The organism is Plantibacter lichenum, from assembly GCF_050587525.1.
Classification (GTDB): Bacteria; Actinomycetota; Actinomycetes; order Actinomycetales; family Microbacteriaceae; genus Plantibacter.
Genome location: NZ_JBOBFT010000016.1, coordinates 1 through 16,656, shown reverse-complemented (window position 1 = coordinate 16,656; position 16,656 = coordinate 1). Strand labels below are relative to the sequence as shown.

Below are 16,656 nucleotides of genomic sequence, written 5' to 3'. Positions count from 1 at the left end.
CTCTGCAGTGCTCTGCTTCGTGTGCTCTGCAGTGCTCTGCTCCGCGTGTTCTGCGTTGCCTTGGCCTGCGCCGCTCAGCGACCCGCCATCGACTCCGCGGCCTCGAGCTCGAGCAGTCGCGCGCAGCTCACGTCGCCGGCGATCGCGAGCTCATCGCGGACGCGCGCGCATCCTGCGAGGTCCTGCCGGTCGACGGCCGCCAGCCCTTCAGCGGCGAGCTCCGCCAGGCCGGTGACCCCGAGCATGACGCTCGAGGACCGGATGCTGAACAGCACGACCTTGGTCTCCTCGAGGTCGGCCGTCGCGATCGCGGCGGTCAGTCGTGCGAGCCTCGTCGGCCACATCTCGACATAGGTGCGCACGAAACGCCGACGGCTGAGAAGGTCGCCCGAGAGTTCTCGGAGCAACCTTCTCAGCTCGTCGGCGCTGACGCCCGTATGGTCGAGTGGCATCACACCCGGTATCCGCGCTGACGACGGATCAGCTTGCCGAACATGCTGAGCGTCTGGAGGACGGTGATGATGCCGAGGACCGGCCAGCCGGCCCAGAGGATCGTGGACTGGACGACGGGGGAGAGCTGGGTCCACGCGGCGACGATCGCGATGATCGCGGCGAGGACGAAGAGGAGCGGCGCGAGGTGCGCGTTGCCGGAGCCGCGCTCCGCCTTGGCCTGCTCGGCCCAGTTGTCGACCTTCTTGTTGCTGGCGAACTTCGTCCATGCGCGGATGAAGTGGCCCATCCGGATCCACATGTAGAACTCGGCTGGGAAGATCAGGACGGCGAAGAGGACGTCGCGGACGTTGCGGTTCTTCATCGACAGGGCGATGCGGAGGTTCAGGAGGATGGCGACGACCGGCGGGATGAGCCAGACGGGGCTGAACACGAATGCGTGGATGGAGAGTGAACCGGCGAGCAGCACGACGAAGAGGACGCGCGTCACCATGTTGAGGAGCATTTCGGCGTTCTCGAGCCAGCGGAGGCGCAGGTTCGGGTGGAACGGCTGACCCTTCGTGTCGCCGCGCTGTCCCGGCCACATGAGCTCGATGGCGCCGTAGTTCCACTTGACCTGCTGTGCGTCGAGCGAGCGGACGGTGGTCATGCCGCCGACGTCCGCACGGGCACGGGCGCTGATCTTCGTGAGGTAGCCGGCACTCTTGATCTGGAGGGAGAGGAGCGAGTCCTCGACCTCGGAGTCCTTGACCCACGGCGTCGACTGGTGGTTCTGCTCCATCGCGTCGCGGAGGGCCTGCACCGAGAAGATCGAGTACTGGCCGCCGAGGACCGCCATGTTGCGGCCACGGAGCATGTTCTGCATGTTGAACGCGGCGAACTGCGTGCGCTGGCCGGCGATGAGGAACGCGGGCATGAGCTGCTTGGCGAACGGCTTGTCGTCGATCGAGTAGATCGCCGAGATGCCGCCGATGCGGGTGTCCGAGACGATCTCGGCCTCGAGGGACTCGATCGCGTTGACCTCGGCGACCGTGTCGCCATCGACGCCCAGCAGGTAGTCGTAGCCCTCGACGAGCGTGAAGCCGTAGTTGAGTGCGCCGACCTTCTTGTCGGGGTTCTTGCCGATGTCGTGGATGAAGACCTCGGTGAACTGCTCGAAGCCCTCGGCGTCGAGCGTCGAGTGCGGACCGGCGTACGGTGCCGCGACGTCGACCGACTTGTCCGTCGTGTTGTTGATGATGACGTGGATCACGTCGGGGAGGCGGGTCTGCGCCAGGAGCGATTCGAGCACCTGGGGGAGCGTCTCCTCCTCGTTGTACGCGGGGACGATGCACCCGATCGTGGCACGGTTCTCCTGGAGCGAATTGACGGAGTCGATGAACTCATTCGCGGACGCTTCAAGTTCGGGTGCAAGAAGCGGCTGCGTGTGAATGTATCGTCCGTCCGTCGTCTTCGCGGCCGACCGAGCGCTACCGGGGCGAGCTTCGATTTCAGACATCCTGGGTCCTGTTCCTCAGTGATCGGGTGCAACGTCTTCGCGTCGCAGTGATCACTCTGCCGTGCCAGATGCGGGTTCTCCGCGTGAATGCGATAGCGTCGGCTCAGGATTTCCTCAAGATTGGCTGTGGCCCCCGTTCGTGGGGGTGTCAGGACCCCAAGGAGCACTCGGATGTTGAATCGCCTTCGTACGACCACGGCCCGCGCAACCGGTCGGAACCGCGTCGCACGGCCCGTCTCGATCGCCGTCGCCGGGGTGCTCCTCGTCGCACTGAGCGCGTGCGGGACGCCTCCGTGGGAAGGCGCGAGCACGGCGAAGCCGTCGAAGGGTCCGTCCTCGACCTCCACGGCGAAGGTGACGTCCGTCCCCAACGAGCTCGCGTCGGGCAACGCCGTCCACACGCTCACCGCCGGCGCCGTGAGCCTCACCTCCACGTACTGGTCGACGCTGCCCATGAACGAGTGGACGGCCGCCGCGAACAAACCGCTCAGCTTCTCACTCATCGGCACGATCGCCCCGGACGACGGCCAGAACGTCTACCTCTCCCGCGTGACCCTCACGACCGAGGTCAACGGGCCGAAGGGCCGCCTGGACCCGCCGGCGCCGTTCACCGACCAGTCGACCGTCAACCCCGGGTACCTCATCAAGTCGCCGTACAGCTACAGCGAGACGTTCATCCTGCCTGAGGTGGACAGTGCGGCGACGAGCGTCACGCTCTCGATCACGTACGAGCTCCTCATCCAGGCTGCGCCGCTCTCCGGCGAGTACGCGAAGCAGACCGCCGTGGACACGCTCACGGTCGCGATCGCGCCGAAGGCCGAGTAGCTCGCAGCCGAGGAGCCCGCAGCAGAGGAGCCCGCAGCAGAGGAGTTCCTCTGCCGTCCGCGCTCCGAGGCCGTCCTAGGACGACGGGGCGATGACCGCGCGATTGCCGCCGGCCGCTTCGGCGCGAGCGCTCGCCGACCGCGCCGCCTCGACAAGCGTGTCGACGTCGTAGCCGATGAAGTCCGTGAGCGCGATGCCGATGCTCGCGGTGGGCCGGAGGCGCGGCGTCGTCTCCACCGGGTGGTCGAGGAGGCCGTCCTGGATGCCCTGGGCGGCCTGCAGGGCATCGTCCGCGTGCTCGGCCGGGGTCGCGATCAAGAGGCAGCCGAGGCCGTCCTCGCCGATGTCCGACATCGTGGGACCGTACCGGCGAACCGACACGATGAAGTCGTTCGCGACCTGGTTCCCGAAACCGGAGCCGAAGGCCGTCTTCATCTCCTGCAGGTCGTCGAGGCGTACATGCATGACAGCGAGCTGCTCGTCGTGGAAGTTCGCCCGGCTCAGCCAGTCCCGCACGATGCGGTCGAAGGACTCCTTGAGCAGGACGTCGTCGTTCGTGTACGCGACGATGCTGCCGTGACGACGGCTGGCGGGGGCGGCCCGTTCTGCGCGGATGACGGAGAGCGTGATCGTGGCGACGATGAGGAGCACGATCAACAGGAGCGAAGCCGCCGTCGTGCTGAAGAGGGTCGTGAAGAGGTCCCCGTGGACGCCTTCGAGGAGGATCGAGGCGAAGCGGCCGAGGAAGAAGACGCTCGCGACCATGAGCGCGATCGTGAAGCCCCTGGAACTCGGGTTGTCCCGCATGGCGCCGAAGAGTGTCTCGGTCGCGGCGAGCCCGGTGAAGGCCGAAATGCCGAGGAAGAGGACCGGGGAGCCCGCCCACGGCCCGCCGGTCGGGCCCTCGGCGAGGACGGCGACCGCGGTCGCGGCTGAACCGATGAGGCCGACCCAGAGCAGGCTGGACTTGCCGTTGAAGAGTCTGGCACCCGCCCACAGCGCCGCCATGCTCAGAACGTAGCTCGCGTTGCCGGCCGCGATGGCCCACCACGCTCCGGGTGTCAGAACGGCCACGAGGTACGAGAAGCTCGTGAACATCCCCGCCATGTACGAGACAGACCAGACGCGCCCGCTCGGGTCGTCCTTCCGCATGAAGGTGTTGACGATGAACGTCGCGCCCGTGACGAACACGACGAGCGCGGTCGTGATGGAGACGGTCGCCGGATCGATGTTCATGCCGCGACCCCTCTCGGAATGCGCACGACGGCCGTGGTGCCTTCGCCGAGCACGCTGTGGATGGTGAGATCGCCCCCGTGCAGGCGAACGATGTCGCGACTGATCGCGAGGCCGAGCCCGCTGCCGTGCACGGTCGAGTTGCGGACGAGGTCGGAGCGGAAGAACCGCTCGAAGAGCTTCGGCTGGTCCTCCTCGGAGATACCGATGCCCCCATCGCGTACGATGACCCACGCCGTGTCGCCCTCCGCGGTCACACCGATGCTCAGCTCGCCGTCGTCGCGGTTGTACTTGATCGCATTGGAGAGGAGGTTGTCGACGACCTGACGGAGGCGGAAGGCATCGGCGAAGAGCTCGACGTCCTCGTCGTCGTGGCGCACGATCGTGATGCCCCGCTCGTCGGCCCGGGGGCTGAGGGACTCGATCGACGCCTCGACGATGTCGCGGAGGTCGCAAGTCGCCCGGTCGAGCTCCATGGTGCGGTTGACGTCGCGCGACGCCGCGAGGATGTCGGCGATGAGTTCGAGGAGTCGGTCGCCGTTGGTCTGAGCGATCGTCAGCTGCTTGGCGACGCGCGGCGGCAGGTCCTCGTCGTCGAGGGCGAGGTCCAGGTAGCCGAGGATCGAGGTGAGCGGCGTCCGCAGCTCGTGCGAGACCGATGCGACGAGGTCGTCCCGCGCCCGCACGGCGTTGATCTCCGATGTCACATTCCGGGAGACCAGGACCGTGCCGTCATAGTCGCCGTCGTGGTCGTAGAGGCGTCTGGACGTCATCGCGAGCGCCACGCGCTCCGTGCCCGGTTCGCCGAGCCAGACGACGACGTTCTCGAACTCCTCGCCACCACGGGACCGCAGGAACGGCTTCTCGGCTGGTTCGAGCGGGACGAGGCCGTCCTCCGCCCAGACGGGGATCGTAGGGTCGAGATCCGAGAACGCGCCCAGTTCGTCCTGCAGGCGCGCCTGGAACCGATTGACCATGGCGCGTGCGCCGAGCCGGTCGAACCGGACGACGCCGAAGTTGACGGCGTTGAGGATCTCCGCGAGCCGACGTTCCTGCTCCTGCGCCCGCCACAGCGCGGTCTCGAGTTGGCCCGCCTGCTTGTTGAGGAGGACCCGTTGGGCCTCGGTGCGTTTCGTCGTGAGTGTCGTCGATGTCGCGACGAACGCGAGCACCATCGGGAGCACGACGAGCTGCGGCAGGCTCGCGAGCGTGATCGGAGCCGTCGAGAGGAGGACAGCGCTCCACGCGGAGATGCACACGAGGACCATGCTCGTGACGGCGCCGAACACCCCGTACGACGCCGACATCCAGATGACGGGGAACACCCAGAGCAGCCCTGCCCCCACCTGCGGTTCGCCCTGCCGGATGAACTCGATCGCGATGATGTCGATGATCGGCAGGATGACGAGCAGTTTCGGGACGCGGTTCCACGGGATGATCGGTGAGATCGCGGTCGCCACGAACGCCAGGACGATGCCGGCGTAGAAGAGGAGCGAGCCGTGCTCAACGCCCTGGAAGAGCAGCGTGGCGAAGAGGACGGCGACCACCGCGAGCCCGAACAGGAGCTGGGGGAGCGCGCTGTAGCCGGACAGTCGCGTGACGGGTTGGCCGCGGAGCGCTTCGAGCCGGGAGATCGAGGGATCAGTCGTCGGCGCAGCGACCGGATCGTCCGCGTCGCGTCCGATTCCGTTCGCAGCCATGGCACGAGAGTACCGTGACCAGACCCGAACGGGGGGATGGCTCGTCGGTCCCGTTTCCGAGTCTCCCTCCAGTTCAGCCGTCCTCGGACGGCGCCGCGATCCCGGTCACAGCCTCGCCCACGCCTCCGTGAGCACCCCGCGGAGGATCTGTCCGATCTCCGCGAACTCGGCCGGTCCAGTGGTGAGCGGCGGCGCGAGCTGGATGACGGGGTCGCCGCGGTCGTCGGCGCGACAGTACAGGCCGGCTTCGAAGAGGGCCTTCGAGAGGAAGCCGCGCAGCAGCCGCTCCGATTCGTCGTCGTCGAAGGTCTCCTTCGTCGTCTTGTCCTTGACCAGTTCGATCCCGAAGAAGTACCCGTCGCCGCGCACGTCACCGACGATCGGCAGGTCGAGGAGCTGTTCGAGTTCGGCACGGAAGAGCGGTGAGTTCTCACGCACGCGCTCGTTCAGGCCCTCCTCCTCGAAGATGTCGAGGTTCTCGAGGGCGACCGCGGCCGAGACGGGGTGGCCGGCGAATGTGTAACCGTGCGGGAACGAGACGTTGCCGGTGCGGAACGGTTCGTACACGCGATCGCTCACGATCGTCGCGCCGAGCGGCGAGTATCCGCTCGTCATCGCCTTGGCGCACGTGATCATGTCCGGGACGTAGCCGTAGGCGTCGCACGCGAACATGTGACCGATGCGGCCGAACGCGCAGATGACCTCGTCGCTCACGAGCAGGACGTCGTAGAGGTCGCAGATCTCACGGACCCTGGCGAAGTAGCCGGGCGGCGGCGGGAAGCAGCCGCCCGCGTTCTGCACGGGCTCCAGGAAGACTGCGGCGACCGTCTCCGGCCCCTCGAACTGGATCATCTCCTCGATGCGATCCGCAGCCCAGACGCCGAAGGCCTCGAGGTCGTCGCCGTGCTGCGGCGCGCGGTAGAAGTTCGTGTTCGGCACGCGGAAGCCGCCCGGCGTCACCGGCTCGAACATCTCCTTCATCGCCGGGATGCCCGTGATCGCGAGCGCCCCCTGCGTGGTGCCGTGGTAGGCGACGGCGCGGGAGATGACCTTGTGCTTCGTCGGGCGTCCCTGCAGCTTCCAGAACTGCTTGGCGAGCTTGAACGCGGTCTCGACCGCCTCACCGCCGCCCGTGGAGAAGAAGACGCGATTGAGGTCGCCCGGTGCGTAGTCGGCCAGACGGTCCGCGAGCTCGATCGCGGAGGGGTGCGCGTACGACCAGATGGGGAAGTACGCGAGCTCAGCGGCCTGCTTCGCCGCGGCCTGGGCGAGGCGTTCCCGCCCGTGACCGGCGTTGACGACGAAGAGCCCGGACAGGCCGTCGATGTAGCGCTTGCCCGTCGAATCCCAGATGTGATGGCCGCTGCCCTTCGTGATGATGGGCACACCACCCGTCTCCAGGGTCGACTGCCGCGCGAAGTGCATCCAGAGATGGTCCTTCGCCTTGGCCTGCAGGGCTTCGTCGTTGATGCTCATGCGGTGTTCGCCTCTCGTTCCGGGGGTGGCGGGCGTGGTGCTCGGTCGGTGGTCTAGCGGGTGCCCCAGTCGTAGCGCTGCTTGTGAAGGCGCAGGTAGACGAAGGTCTCGGTGCTCGCGACGCCCGGGATCGTCCGGATCTCATCGTTGAGGAGGCCGATGAGTTCTTCGTCGTCCTCGCACACGACCTCGACGAGGAGGTCGAAGGAGCCCGCCGTGAGCACGACGTAGTCGACCGCGGTCAGCTCGGCGAGGCGAGCCGCGACCTCACGCGTGTCACCCGTCGCCCGCACGCCGATCATGGCCTGGCGGGTGAAGCCCAGTTGCATCGGATCGGTCACGGCGACGATCTGGATCGTGCCCGACTCGGTGAGCTTCTGCACCCGCTGGCGAACCGCGGCCTCGCTGAGGCCCACGGCCTTGCCGATCTCGGCGTAGGAGCGCCGTCCGTCGGTCTGCAGTTGCTCGATGATCAGTTTCGAGGTCTCATCCGGCTGGGAGGCACGTGCTGGTCCATCGGTCGAGGCTCGCGTCATGCGATTGATTCTGTCATCGGCGTACCTTGCCGGCAAGCGATTCCGTGCTTTCGATGGTGTTGAACGGAGGAGATCGTCGGCCCGCGTGAGAAAGGCATCGGAAGTCGTCTCGGGTCGGCCTCCCCGCGTGCGAGATCCGTCGCAGAACTCGCGGGATCCGAGCGGCAACCTTCTCCGAGCGTCGCCGTGCCCCGACCCGATTCCCGTACTATCGTCGGGGATGCACTTGCCGACCTAGCGGCCGGTGCGAGCGAAGAGGAGCCGACGTGACCGAGCACGGGGAACGCATCGTCACCCTGCCCGACGGCCAGCATCTGTCGCTCGCCTGGGCGGCGATCACGGACGTGGGCAAACGTCGCGAGCTGAACGAGGACACCCTCGTCGCCATCCCGCCGGTCTTCGCCGTCGCTGACGGCATGGGCGGCCACCAGGCAGGCGAAGTCGCCAGCGCCGCGGTCGCGCACCGCCTCACCGCAGCCACCGAGCACGCCGACATCCTCACGGTCGAGGGGCTCGTGGAAGCGCTCCGACTCGCCGTCGCAGACATGATCGACCAGGCCGAAGAGGGCGAGCTCGGCATGGGCACCACGGTCACGGGACTCATCCTGACCTCCGACGACGGCGACAGCCGACTCGCCGTCTTCAACATCGGCGACTCGCGCGTCTACCGACTCCTCGACACGGAACTCGTGCAGGTCACCGAGGACCACTCGATCGTGCAGGAGCTCATCCGAGCCGGCGCGATCAGCCCGGAGGAAGCCGAGTTCCACCCCAACAGCAACATGATCACGCGCGCCGTCGGCCCGTCCGACGACCCGATCCCCGACGTCGAGCTCCTCCCCATCGAGTCCGGCGCCCGCTGGCTCATCTGCTCCGATGGGCTCACGAAGGAACTGACCGACCACGGCATCTGGTATTTCCTGACCGAGGGCAAGACCCCGGTCGACGCCGCCGAACTGCTCGTTCGCGCCGCGCTCGACAACGGCGGTCGCGACAACGTGAGCGTCGTCGTCCTCGACGTCGCCACGGTCGACGCCGAGGCCGTCGCCGCTGAGGCCCCTGCCGAGTCTCCTGCCGAGGCCCCCGCTTCGTCTCCTGCTGCGTCTCCTTCTGCGTCTCCTTCCGTCACGGAGCCGAACCCCTCCTGACGCCGCGGTCCGGTCCCTGAGCCTGTCGAAGGGCGTCCCCGATACGTCACAACTCCTTCGAATTTGACCTCCGGCGTCGACGGTTCTGCGTCATTCCGGGGTTGTCCGTTTCGGCGAAGCCCAGATTGAAGGAGTTGTGCGCGACGGACGAGATCCTCTCCGGTCCCTGAGCCTGTCGAAGGGCGTCCCTCCACGTCCCAGAGCCTCCTCCACAGGGCCCCGATCGTCCGAGTTCTCCACCGTTCGGCCTCACACACTCCGCTGACGGACCCGCCGGTGCTGCACTGGAACCATGACGTCGACCCGTGGGACATCCCTCCACCCCTCCGCTGCACCTCCGCGGCTGTCGGTCCCTCGTCCCCCGACCGAGCCGCCCAAGCCCTCCTTCCCGATCCTCGCGAGCATCGCGCCCGTCGTGGGCTCGCTCGTCCTGTTCGCCGTCACGCGCTCGCCGTACTCGCTCGTGTTCGCAGCGCTCGGCCCGGTCATCGCCGTCGCGAGTCTCATCGATGCGACGTGGGCTCGTCGTCGGCGTGGCCGACGGGCCGATGCGGCGCACAACGAGGACTGCGCCCGTCTGCGCTCGCAGATCGAGAGCGCGCACGATGCCGAACGCGACGCGCTCCACGCGGCCTGGCCCTCAGGGCGCAGGCTGGCCGGGTTGCCTGACGGCGGACCGGGGCGGTGGCGGTGCCCGGCGGAGGCGCGAACGCTCGTGACGCTCGGACGAGGCTCCATTCCGAGCGCCCTGCAGCTCTCCGGTGCCGAAGCTGATCCCTCGTGGACGGCGGCGGCCGGCGTGCTCGATGACGCTCCGGTCGTGGTCGACCTCGCAGACGGCCTCGGCATCGTCGCGGGTCCGGTGCTCGCGAGGGCGATCGCACGAAACGTCGTGGCGCAGATCGCGCAGCGGATACTGCCCCGAGCAGCGGCGTTCGGGGTTACGCCGTGCGCCCGGCTGGGTTCGGCCTCGGAGACCGCGTGGGCGTGGCTCGATGCGTTGCCGCACGCACTCGTGGATGCGGCCTCCGGCCTGCACATCCGTCTCGCTGAAGGCTGGTCGGAGTTCGAGGACGCTCCGGATGACGCAGCCGGCCGGATCCTCTCCGAGCGCGTCGATGGGACACAGCGCGACCCACGAGCAGACGTTCGCGTGCCGAGCAACGCGCGCCGCTCGCCCGTGCGCCGCGCGAATGACGCCTTCGCGCTCGTCGCGCTCTCCGACGACCCCCGTTTGATCCCGCCCGCTTGCCGATACGTCCTCACCGTTCGGCACGACGGCACGGCCGTCCTCGTCGACGGCTCTGGCGCGGAGGCCGAGCGTTGCGTCGTCCCAGGGCTCCTGGCGCACGCGGAAGCGGCGATGTTCGCGGAAGGGCTCGCGGACCATGCTCGCCGGAGCGGCGTCTCGCCGGAGAACGGTCGTCTCCCGGACACCATCCGCTTCGCGGACCTCCCGCAGCCGCCTGCACTCCACGGCGGCGCGGACGGCCTGGGACCGCAGCAGGGCTCCCTCTCGTCGACGATCGGCGCGGGCGCCGGCGGACCGATCGCCGTGGACCTCGTCGCAGACGGGCCCCACGCACTCGTCGGTGGAACGACGGGTTCGGGCAAGAGTGAGCTCCTCCTCGCCTGGGTCACAGGTGTCGCGGCCGGATACGCACCGTCGGTCGTCACATTCCTGCTCGTCGATTTCAAAGGCGGCTCGTCGTTCCGGACCGTCGAGCGCTTGCCCCACGTCGTCGGAGTCGTCACCGATCTCGACGCTCTGGAAGCAGACCGGGTCATCCAGAGTCTGCGGGCGGAGATCCGGACGCGCGAACGCGCGATCGCAGATGCCGGGGCGCGCGATGTCGACGACGAGCGCCTCGGCGGGCGGCTCGCACGGCTCGTCGTCGTCGTGGACGAGTTCCAAGCCGTGCTCGATGGCAATCCGGAGCTCCACGCGGTCTTCGCCGACCTCGCGGCACGAGGGAGGTCGCTCGGCATGCATCTGATCCTCTGCAGCCAGCGCCCCGCAGCCGTTGCTCGGGACGGCATCCTGGCGAACTGCACGCTTCGGCTGTCCCTGCGCGTCAACAGCCGGCAGGACAGCATCGCGACCATCGGCTCCGACGCTGCGGCAGCCCTCTCCGGCGCGCCGCCCGGGCGGTGCCTCCTCGCCGTCGAGGATGTCGTGACGCCCGTCCAGGTCGCCGTGGTCCAAGCCGCAGACGTCGATGCCGTGTGCAGGAGGTGGCGTGACCAGCTCGCCCCGCGGCGACCCTGGTTCGATCCGCTGCCGAACGTCGTACCGCTTGAGCCGCTTCTCGAGCTGCTCGTCCCGCGAAGCGTGCGAGAGGCTCACCGAAGCGACTTCGGGCAGCCAGAACACGACGCACGTCCCGCCGATCCCGGGGCCGCATCGTTCCCGCTCGGGCTCCTCGACCTTCCGGAGGAACAGGAACAACGGATCGAGTCCTATGCACCTGCCGTGGACGGCAACCTGCTCGTCCTCGGAACCGGGCGGGCTGGGCGCACGACGGCGCTCGACACCATCGAGGCGGGTGCCGCGCTCGCCGGGTGGCGCGTTCATCGGGTCGATGAGGACCTCGAGGCCGCGTGGACCACGATCACCGCGCTCGCCGATCCGTCCCGATCGGATCCTGCGTCCCCGGGCCGGTCGTCGCTGCTCCTCATCGACGACGTCGACGCGATGCTCGCGCGAGCCGGCGACGATCACGGTCCCGTCCTGCGCGACGCCATCTCCACGATCCTCCGGGACGGTCCGCGCCGACGACTCTGGACGGTCCTCACCGCCCAACGTTCGACAGGCCCCGTCGGACAGTTCGCGTCCTTCACCGGCTCCCGGATCGTCCTCCGGCTCGTGAATCGCCAGGAGCATGTCCTCGTCGGCGAAGCGGCGAGCTCCTTCAACGATCGTCGAATTCCGGGTCGTGCGCTCTGGCGCGGCCACGAACTGCAGCTCGCGCGTGCTCGGACATCGAGCAACGGGACGCACGACGGGTCGACGAACGACGGGGCAACGAGCGAAGAGACGGCAAACGAAGGGACGACAAATGAACTGACCACCTTGAAGGGGCCTCGGCGGCCCGGTGCGCACGCGGCCGCCGGACGATCGGTCGTCAACGGCTGGTCACCCGTGGCGGGGCGCACGACGGTGCTCATCAGTCGATCGCCGACGACGCTCGCTGCGCTCCTCGAGGATCGCTTCGCCGACACCCCTGTCAGGATCGTTCGTTCCGTCGACGAGCCCGCATCCCCAGATCGGGCCCTGCGACGAGGGCCCGGCCACTCCGCGGATGAAGCGATGCTCGACGTCGGTCCCGTGACGACGATCGTCCTCACCGACCCGGAGACATGGCTCGCCGGCTCGGCCGTGCTCGGGAGGTCGACTGCGTCGGACCTCGTCCTGCACGCGTGCACGGTCGCCGACCACCGACAAGTCACCAGGCGCAGGGAGGTGCCACCGCTCCTCGGTCATGAACCGTTCCGAGCGTGGCTCGTCGAGCCCTCCGGCCCGGCCCTGCGCATCGACCTCGCGATGCGGGGAGAGCCGAGCCGATGATGACGGACGAGTGTCGGACGACTCCCCGTCCATCGCCACCGCGGGAACCCGTCACGTCGGGCGATGGAGTGACCTCACCAGACCGAGTGACCTCGGCCGTGCCGATCGATTCAGACCGCGGTGACCCGGATGGAGCCCACCTGCGTGTTGCCGCCGGCGATCGCGAGACCGAGCTCCGGCTCGATGGCGTCGACCGCCTCGGCGGAGATCGAGCCCACCGAGGCCAGCAACCGCAGGCCGACGATCGTCGATGCGCGCAGCGAGCCGTCGAGCACCTTGAGTGCGACCGTCGCGCCACCAGGGGAGGACATGACCATCACGCCCTCGGCTCCGAGCTTCGCGAACAGGCCGAGACGCTCGATGACGACCGTGTTCGCGCGGCCGGGACCGTCGAGCGCCCACCCGTTGGCGAGCACGGCAGCGGTCAGCAGACCCGCATTGCGGTACAGCGCGAACGGGGAGGTGGCGGACGAACCCACGACCCTGCCGATGCCGCGGGCCAGCCCGGCCAACGAGATCGCGAACACAGGAGCACCGCATCCGTCGACACCCGTCGCGGACGGCTTCTCACCCGTGAACCGCTCGACGGTGTCCCGCACCGCGAGCTGCATCGGATGCGCTGCATCCAGGTACGTGGTCGGGTCCCAACCGTTCTGCGCGCACGCGAGGAGCATCGCCGCGTGCTTGCCGGAACAGTTCATGTACAGCGGGCTCTTGCCGAGCCCGTCGCGCACGAGCTCATCGCGACTGCGCGTGTCACCCGGCCAGTCCGCCGGGCACTGCAGAGCGGAGTCCTCGATCCGAGCGCGCGCGAGGATGCTGCGCACGACCTGCACGTGACGGGTCGTCCCCGCGTGGCTCGCGGTCGCGAGCACCGCCTGTGAACCCTCCAACGTCACACCCGAACCCATGACCGCGATGGCCTGGAACGGCTTCAAGCACGAACGGGGGAAGATCGGCGCAGCAGGGTCGCCGAGCGACGCGAGCACCTCGCCCTCCGGGCCGAGCACGATCGCGGAGCCCGCATGACGGGACTCCACGAAACCGCTGCGTTCCAGAACCGCGAGCTCGACGGCGTCGGCGAGCCCGAACGTGCCGCTCACAGTGCAGCGAAGGCGGCGTCGATCACGCCGAGGGCGTCCTCGAGCAGTTCATCGGTGACGGCCAGGCTCGGCAGGAAGCGGAGCACGTTGCCGTACGTTCCGGCCGTGAGGAGCAGGACGCCCTCCTGTGCCGCCGCCGCAGCGATCGTGCTGACGGCTTCCGCGTTCGGCTCCTTCGTCGTGGAACCGGTGCCGGGCTGGACGAGCTCGATCGCGATCATGGCGCCGATGCCGCGCACGTCGCCGATGATGTCGTACTTCGCCTGGAGTTCGGTGAGCGCCTTCGTGAGCGTCGAACCGATGCGCGTGGCCTCGGCGAGGAGCGAACGGCGCTCGATGGCCTCGAACACGGCGACTGAAGCGGCGCACGCGACCGGGTTGCCGCCGAAGGTGCCGCCGAGCCCGCCGGGCTGGCTGGCGTCCATGATGTCCGCACGGCCCGTGACGGCTGCGAGGGGGAGTCCGCCGGCGATGCCCTTGGCACTCAGCACCAGGTCGGGCACGAGACCGAAGTGCTCGCTCGCGAAGTACGCGCCCGTGCGGGCCATGCCGCTCTGGATCTCATCCGCGATGAAGACGACGCCGTTGGCGGTGCACCACTCCTGCAGCGCCGGGAGGAAGCCCTCGGCTGGGACGACGAAGCCGCCCTCACCCTGGATGGGCTCGACCACGAGGCACGCGAGGTCGGTCGCACCGATGCGCTTCTCGAGGTACGCGATCGTGCGCGCCGCGGCCTGCTCGCCCGAGAGGCCGTCGTGGTACGGGTACGAGTTGGGTGCGTGGTACACGTCGCCTGCGAACGGCCCGTAGCCCGTTGCGTAGGGGGCGGCCTTGTAGTTCATGGCCATCGTGAGGTTGGTGCGGCCGTGGTAGCCGTGGTCGAGGACTGCGACGGCACGACGCCCCGTGAACTTGCGAGCGATCTTCACACCGTTCTCAACGGCCTCCGCGCCCGAGTTGACGAGGACGCTCTTCTTCGCGAAGTCGCCGGGAGTGTGCTCGGCGAGGAGCTCGGCGACGCGGACGTACTCCTCGTAGGGCGTGATCGTGAAGAGCGTGTGGAGGACGTCGCCCGCCTGCTCGCGCACGGCGTCGACGACCGAAGCCTCCGTGTGACCGATCGTGGTGACGCCGATGCCGGCGCCGAGGTCGATGAACTGGTTGCCGTCGACATCGACGAGGATGCCGCCGTTCGCACGCTCGATGTAGACGGGCAGCACGCTCGACACGCCGTCGGAGACGACGGCGGTGCGGCGGGCGTGGATGGCCTGTGAGCGGGGACCGGGAACGGCCGTCACGATGCGTCGCTCCTGGACCACGGATGCTTCGTTCGTGGTGGCAGGAGTGGTGGTGTCGAGGGTGTCAGTCATAGTGTGACAAGCCTACTCCGGACGCCGCTCCGAGACGTCTGGGAAGGGAGGACGCGTCAGAGGCCAGTGGAATACTGGTGGCATGGTTCTCGGACGACACGACTACGCCCTCGCCCTCCGATGGGACGGCAACCTCGGCACCGGCACGAGCGGCTACCGGGACTACAGCCGCGAGATCACGGTCACGGCAGCGGGCAAGCATCCGATCGAGGCCTCCGCGGACAAACCGTTCCGCGGCGACCCCGCACGATGGAACCCCGAAGAGCTGCTGCTCGCAGCCCTCGCGCAGTGCCACCTCCTGTCCTACCTGCACGTCGCCGTGACGGTCGGCGTAGTCGTCACCGACTACGTCGATGACGCGGTCGGGGTCATGGAGGAGGACGGCAAGGGCGGGGGAGCCTTCACCGAGGTCGTGCTCCGACCACGGGTGACGGTGGCATCGGCGGACATGGTCGACGCGGCGAAGACGGCCCACACGAAGGCCAACGAGCTGTGCTTTATCGCCAACTCCGTCAACTTCCCGGTGCGGCACGAGCCCGTCATCCTCGTCGCCGAGTAGCGCGAGCTCGGCTCATTGAGCGCGGCTCCGGTTGCTGGACGTGTCGAGCGCGCTCCTCGGACGGCCACCCTTCGACGGGCTCAGGGACCGGCGGGTGGTGTGCAGTACCCGGTCACTGAGCTTGTCGAAGTGCCTGTGCGTCGGTGTGTGCCCTTCGACGGGCTCAGGGACCGGGCACAACTCAGGGACGGGTGGCTAGAAGCGCTCGGGGCGCAGCACGGCGCGCTTGATGCGCTCGACCGTGTCGACCGGCTTCGACTCGTTGTACACGTTCGCGAGTTCCTGACCCGTGAGCGCGTGGATCGCCTCCATGATCTCGTCGGTCGCCTTGCGGCGTGCCCGACCGGAGTCCGCGGAGCCGTGCTTGCTGACGTCGATCGGCTCACCGAAGGTGATCGTGACCGGCGTGAACTTCGGGATCTTCGTGCCGACCGGCATCGCTTCGTCGGTGCCGATGAGCCCGACGGGGACGACCGTTGCACCGGTCGTCAATGCGAGCCATGCGACACCGGTCCGTCCGCGGTACAACCGCCCGTCGAGGGAGCGCGTGCCCTCCGGATAGATCGCGAACGCGTTGCCGCCCTCGAGGATGCGCTTGCCCTGCTCGAGCGCGTCCTGGGCCGCCTGGCCGACGCCCCGCTCGACGCCGACGGCGCCGATGGACGTGAAGAAGTTGCGGGAGATCCACCCCTTGAAGCCTGTACCCGTGAAGTAGTCCGACTTCGCGAGGAACCGGACGGGGCGCGGTGCGCTGATCGGGATGGCGATGCTGTCGATGAAGGACAGGTGGTTGCTCGCGAGGATGACGGGCCCGTGCTTCGGGACGTTCTTCCGCCCGATGATCTTCGGCCGGTACAGAATTCTGGCGAGCGGATTCAGCACGGATCGACCGAGCAGATAGGTGAATCCGGGTCGCGAGGTTTCCGGCTCGACGTTCTGCGGGAGTTCCTTCTCGACCATGCGGACGACCCTACCCGCCTTTCATGCGCCGAACGGCATACGAGTTGCCCAACGCGTGTCGTCGCAAAATCGGGCCTCCGCCGACGCCCCCTGCATCCTCGGCCGAGCCTGAGTGGGGATACGGCACTGCATCCTCGGCCGAGTCTGAGTGGGATACGGCAGTGCATCGGCTCAGGCGACATGCGGGGCGCTATCAGCAACCGTGAAGCTGAACATCGGTACGGCACTGC

General features: G+C 68.3%; 13 protein-coding genes. 4 read left to right on the top strand and 9 right to left on the bottom strand.

Translation table 11 applies throughout. The annotated features are described in order from the left end of the window. Window positions 1-74 precede the first annotated feature (74 nt). Window positions 75-452 (bottom strand): hypothetical protein, encoded by a 378-nt coding sequence (locus ACQ3HB_RS18160; RefSeq protein ID WP_430921972.1) that lies wholly within the window; start codon window positions 450-452, stop codon window positions 75-77. After that, on the bottom strand, window positions 452-1,948 hold the full coding sequence (locus ACQ3HB_RS18155; protein ID WP_430921970.1) for a glycosyltransferase family 2 protein: 1,497 nt from the start codon (window positions 1,946-1,948) through the stop codon (window positions 452-454). Before ACQ3HB_RS18155 ends, ACQ3HB_RS18160 begins: the two co-directional genes overlap by 1 nt. 171 nt (window positions 1,949-2,119) lie before the next feature. On the opposite strand from ACQ3HB_RS18155, the gene ACQ3HB_RS18150 reads away from it, so the two are divergent. Then, window positions 2,120-2,773 (top strand): hypothetical protein, encoded by a 654-nt coding sequence (locus ACQ3HB_RS18150; protein ID WP_430921969.1) that lies wholly within the window; start codon window positions 2,120-2,122, stop codon window positions 2,771-2,773. Between the two features lie 75 nt (window positions 2,774-2,848). On the opposite strand, the gene ACQ3HB_RS18145 is transcribed toward ACQ3HB_RS18150, so the two are convergent. From ACQ3HB_RS18145 to ACQ3HB_RS18130, 4 genes are all read right to left on the bottom strand, one after another. Continuing rightward, window positions 2,849-4,009 (bottom strand): diguanylate cyclase domain-containing protein, encoded by a 1,161-nt coding sequence (locus ACQ3HB_RS18145; RefSeq protein WP_430921967.1) that lies wholly within the window; start codon window positions 4,007-4,009, stop codon window positions 2,849-2,851. Continuing rightward, window positions 4,006-5,706, bottom strand: a complete 1,701-nt coding sequence (locus ACQ3HB_RS18140; RefSeq protein ID WP_430921966.1) for a sensor histidine kinase — start codon at window positions 5,704-5,706, stop codon at window positions 4,006-4,008. Before ACQ3HB_RS18140 ends, ACQ3HB_RS18145 begins: the two co-directional genes overlap by 4 nt. Before the next feature lie 105 nt (window positions 5,707-5,811). Then, window positions 5,812-7,182: an aspartate aminotransferase family protein gene (locus ACQ3HB_RS18135; RefSeq protein ID WP_430921964.1), complete on the bottom strand. Its 1,371-nt coding sequence runs from the start codon at window positions 7,180-7,182 to the stop codon at window positions 5,812-5,814. 53 nt (window positions 7,183-7,235) lie between these two features. After that, window positions 7,236-7,718 (bottom strand): Lrp/AsnC family transcriptional regulator, encoded by a 483-nt coding sequence (locus tag ACQ3HB_RS18130; RefSeq protein WP_430921962.1) that lies wholly within the window; start codon window positions 7,716-7,718, stop codon window positions 7,236-7,238. A 266-nt stretch (window positions 7,719-7,984) separates the two neighbouring features. On the opposite strand from ACQ3HB_RS18130, the gene ACQ3HB_RS18125 reads away from it, so the two are divergent. Together ACQ3HB_RS18125 and ACQ3HB_RS18120 are read left to right on the top strand one after the other, a co-directional pair. Then, complete coding sequence (locus ACQ3HB_RS18125) at window positions 7,985-8,866, top strand: PP2C family protein-serine/threonine phosphatase (RefSeq protein ID WP_430921960.1); 882 nt, start codon at window positions 7,985-7,987, stop codon at window positions 8,864-8,866. Window positions 8,867-9,158: 292 nt separating this feature from the next. Further along, a complete protein-coding gene (locus ACQ3HB_RS18120) occupies window positions 9,159-12,434 on the top strand; it encodes an FtsK/SpoIIIE domain-containing protein (RefSeq protein WP_430921958.1) in 3,276 nt (1,091 codons plus the stop codon). A gap of 110 nt (window positions 12,435-12,544) precedes the next feature. On the opposite strand, the gene ACQ3HB_RS18115 is transcribed toward ACQ3HB_RS18120, so the two are convergent. Both ACQ3HB_RS18115 and gabT read right to left on the bottom strand, forming a co-directional pair. Continuing rightward, window positions 12,545-13,537, bottom strand: a complete 993-nt coding sequence (locus ACQ3HB_RS18115) for an asparaginase (RefSeq protein ID WP_430921956.1) — start codon at window positions 13,535-13,537, stop codon at window positions 12,545-12,547. Continuing rightward, window positions 13,534-14,907 carry a 4-aminobutyrate--2-oxoglutarate transaminase gene (gabT, locus tag ACQ3HB_RS18110; protein WP_430921954.1) on the bottom strand — a complete coding sequence of 458 codons (1,374 nt, stop codon included), beginning with the start codon at window positions 14,905-14,907 and terminating at the stop codon, window positions 13,534-13,536. Before gabT ends, ACQ3HB_RS18115 begins: the two co-directional genes overlap by 4 nt. 82 nt (window positions 14,908-14,989) lie before the next feature. Between gabT and ACQ3HB_RS18105 the strand changes: the two genes are divergently transcribed. Beyond that, on the top strand, window positions 14,990-15,466 hold the full coding sequence (locus tag ACQ3HB_RS18105; protein WP_430921952.1) for an OsmC family protein: 477 nt from the start codon (window positions 14,990-14,992) through the stop codon (window positions 15,464-15,466). A gap of 195 nt (window positions 15,467-15,661) precedes the next feature. Here the strand turns inward: ACQ3HB_RS18105 and ACQ3HB_RS18100 are convergent, their stop codons facing one another. Further along, entirely contained in the window at window positions 15,662-16,426 is a 765-nt protein-coding gene (locus ACQ3HB_RS18100) for a lysophospholipid acyltransferase family protein (RefSeq protein WP_430921950.1), read from the bottom strand. Window positions 16,427-16,656 lie beyond the last annotated feature (230 nt).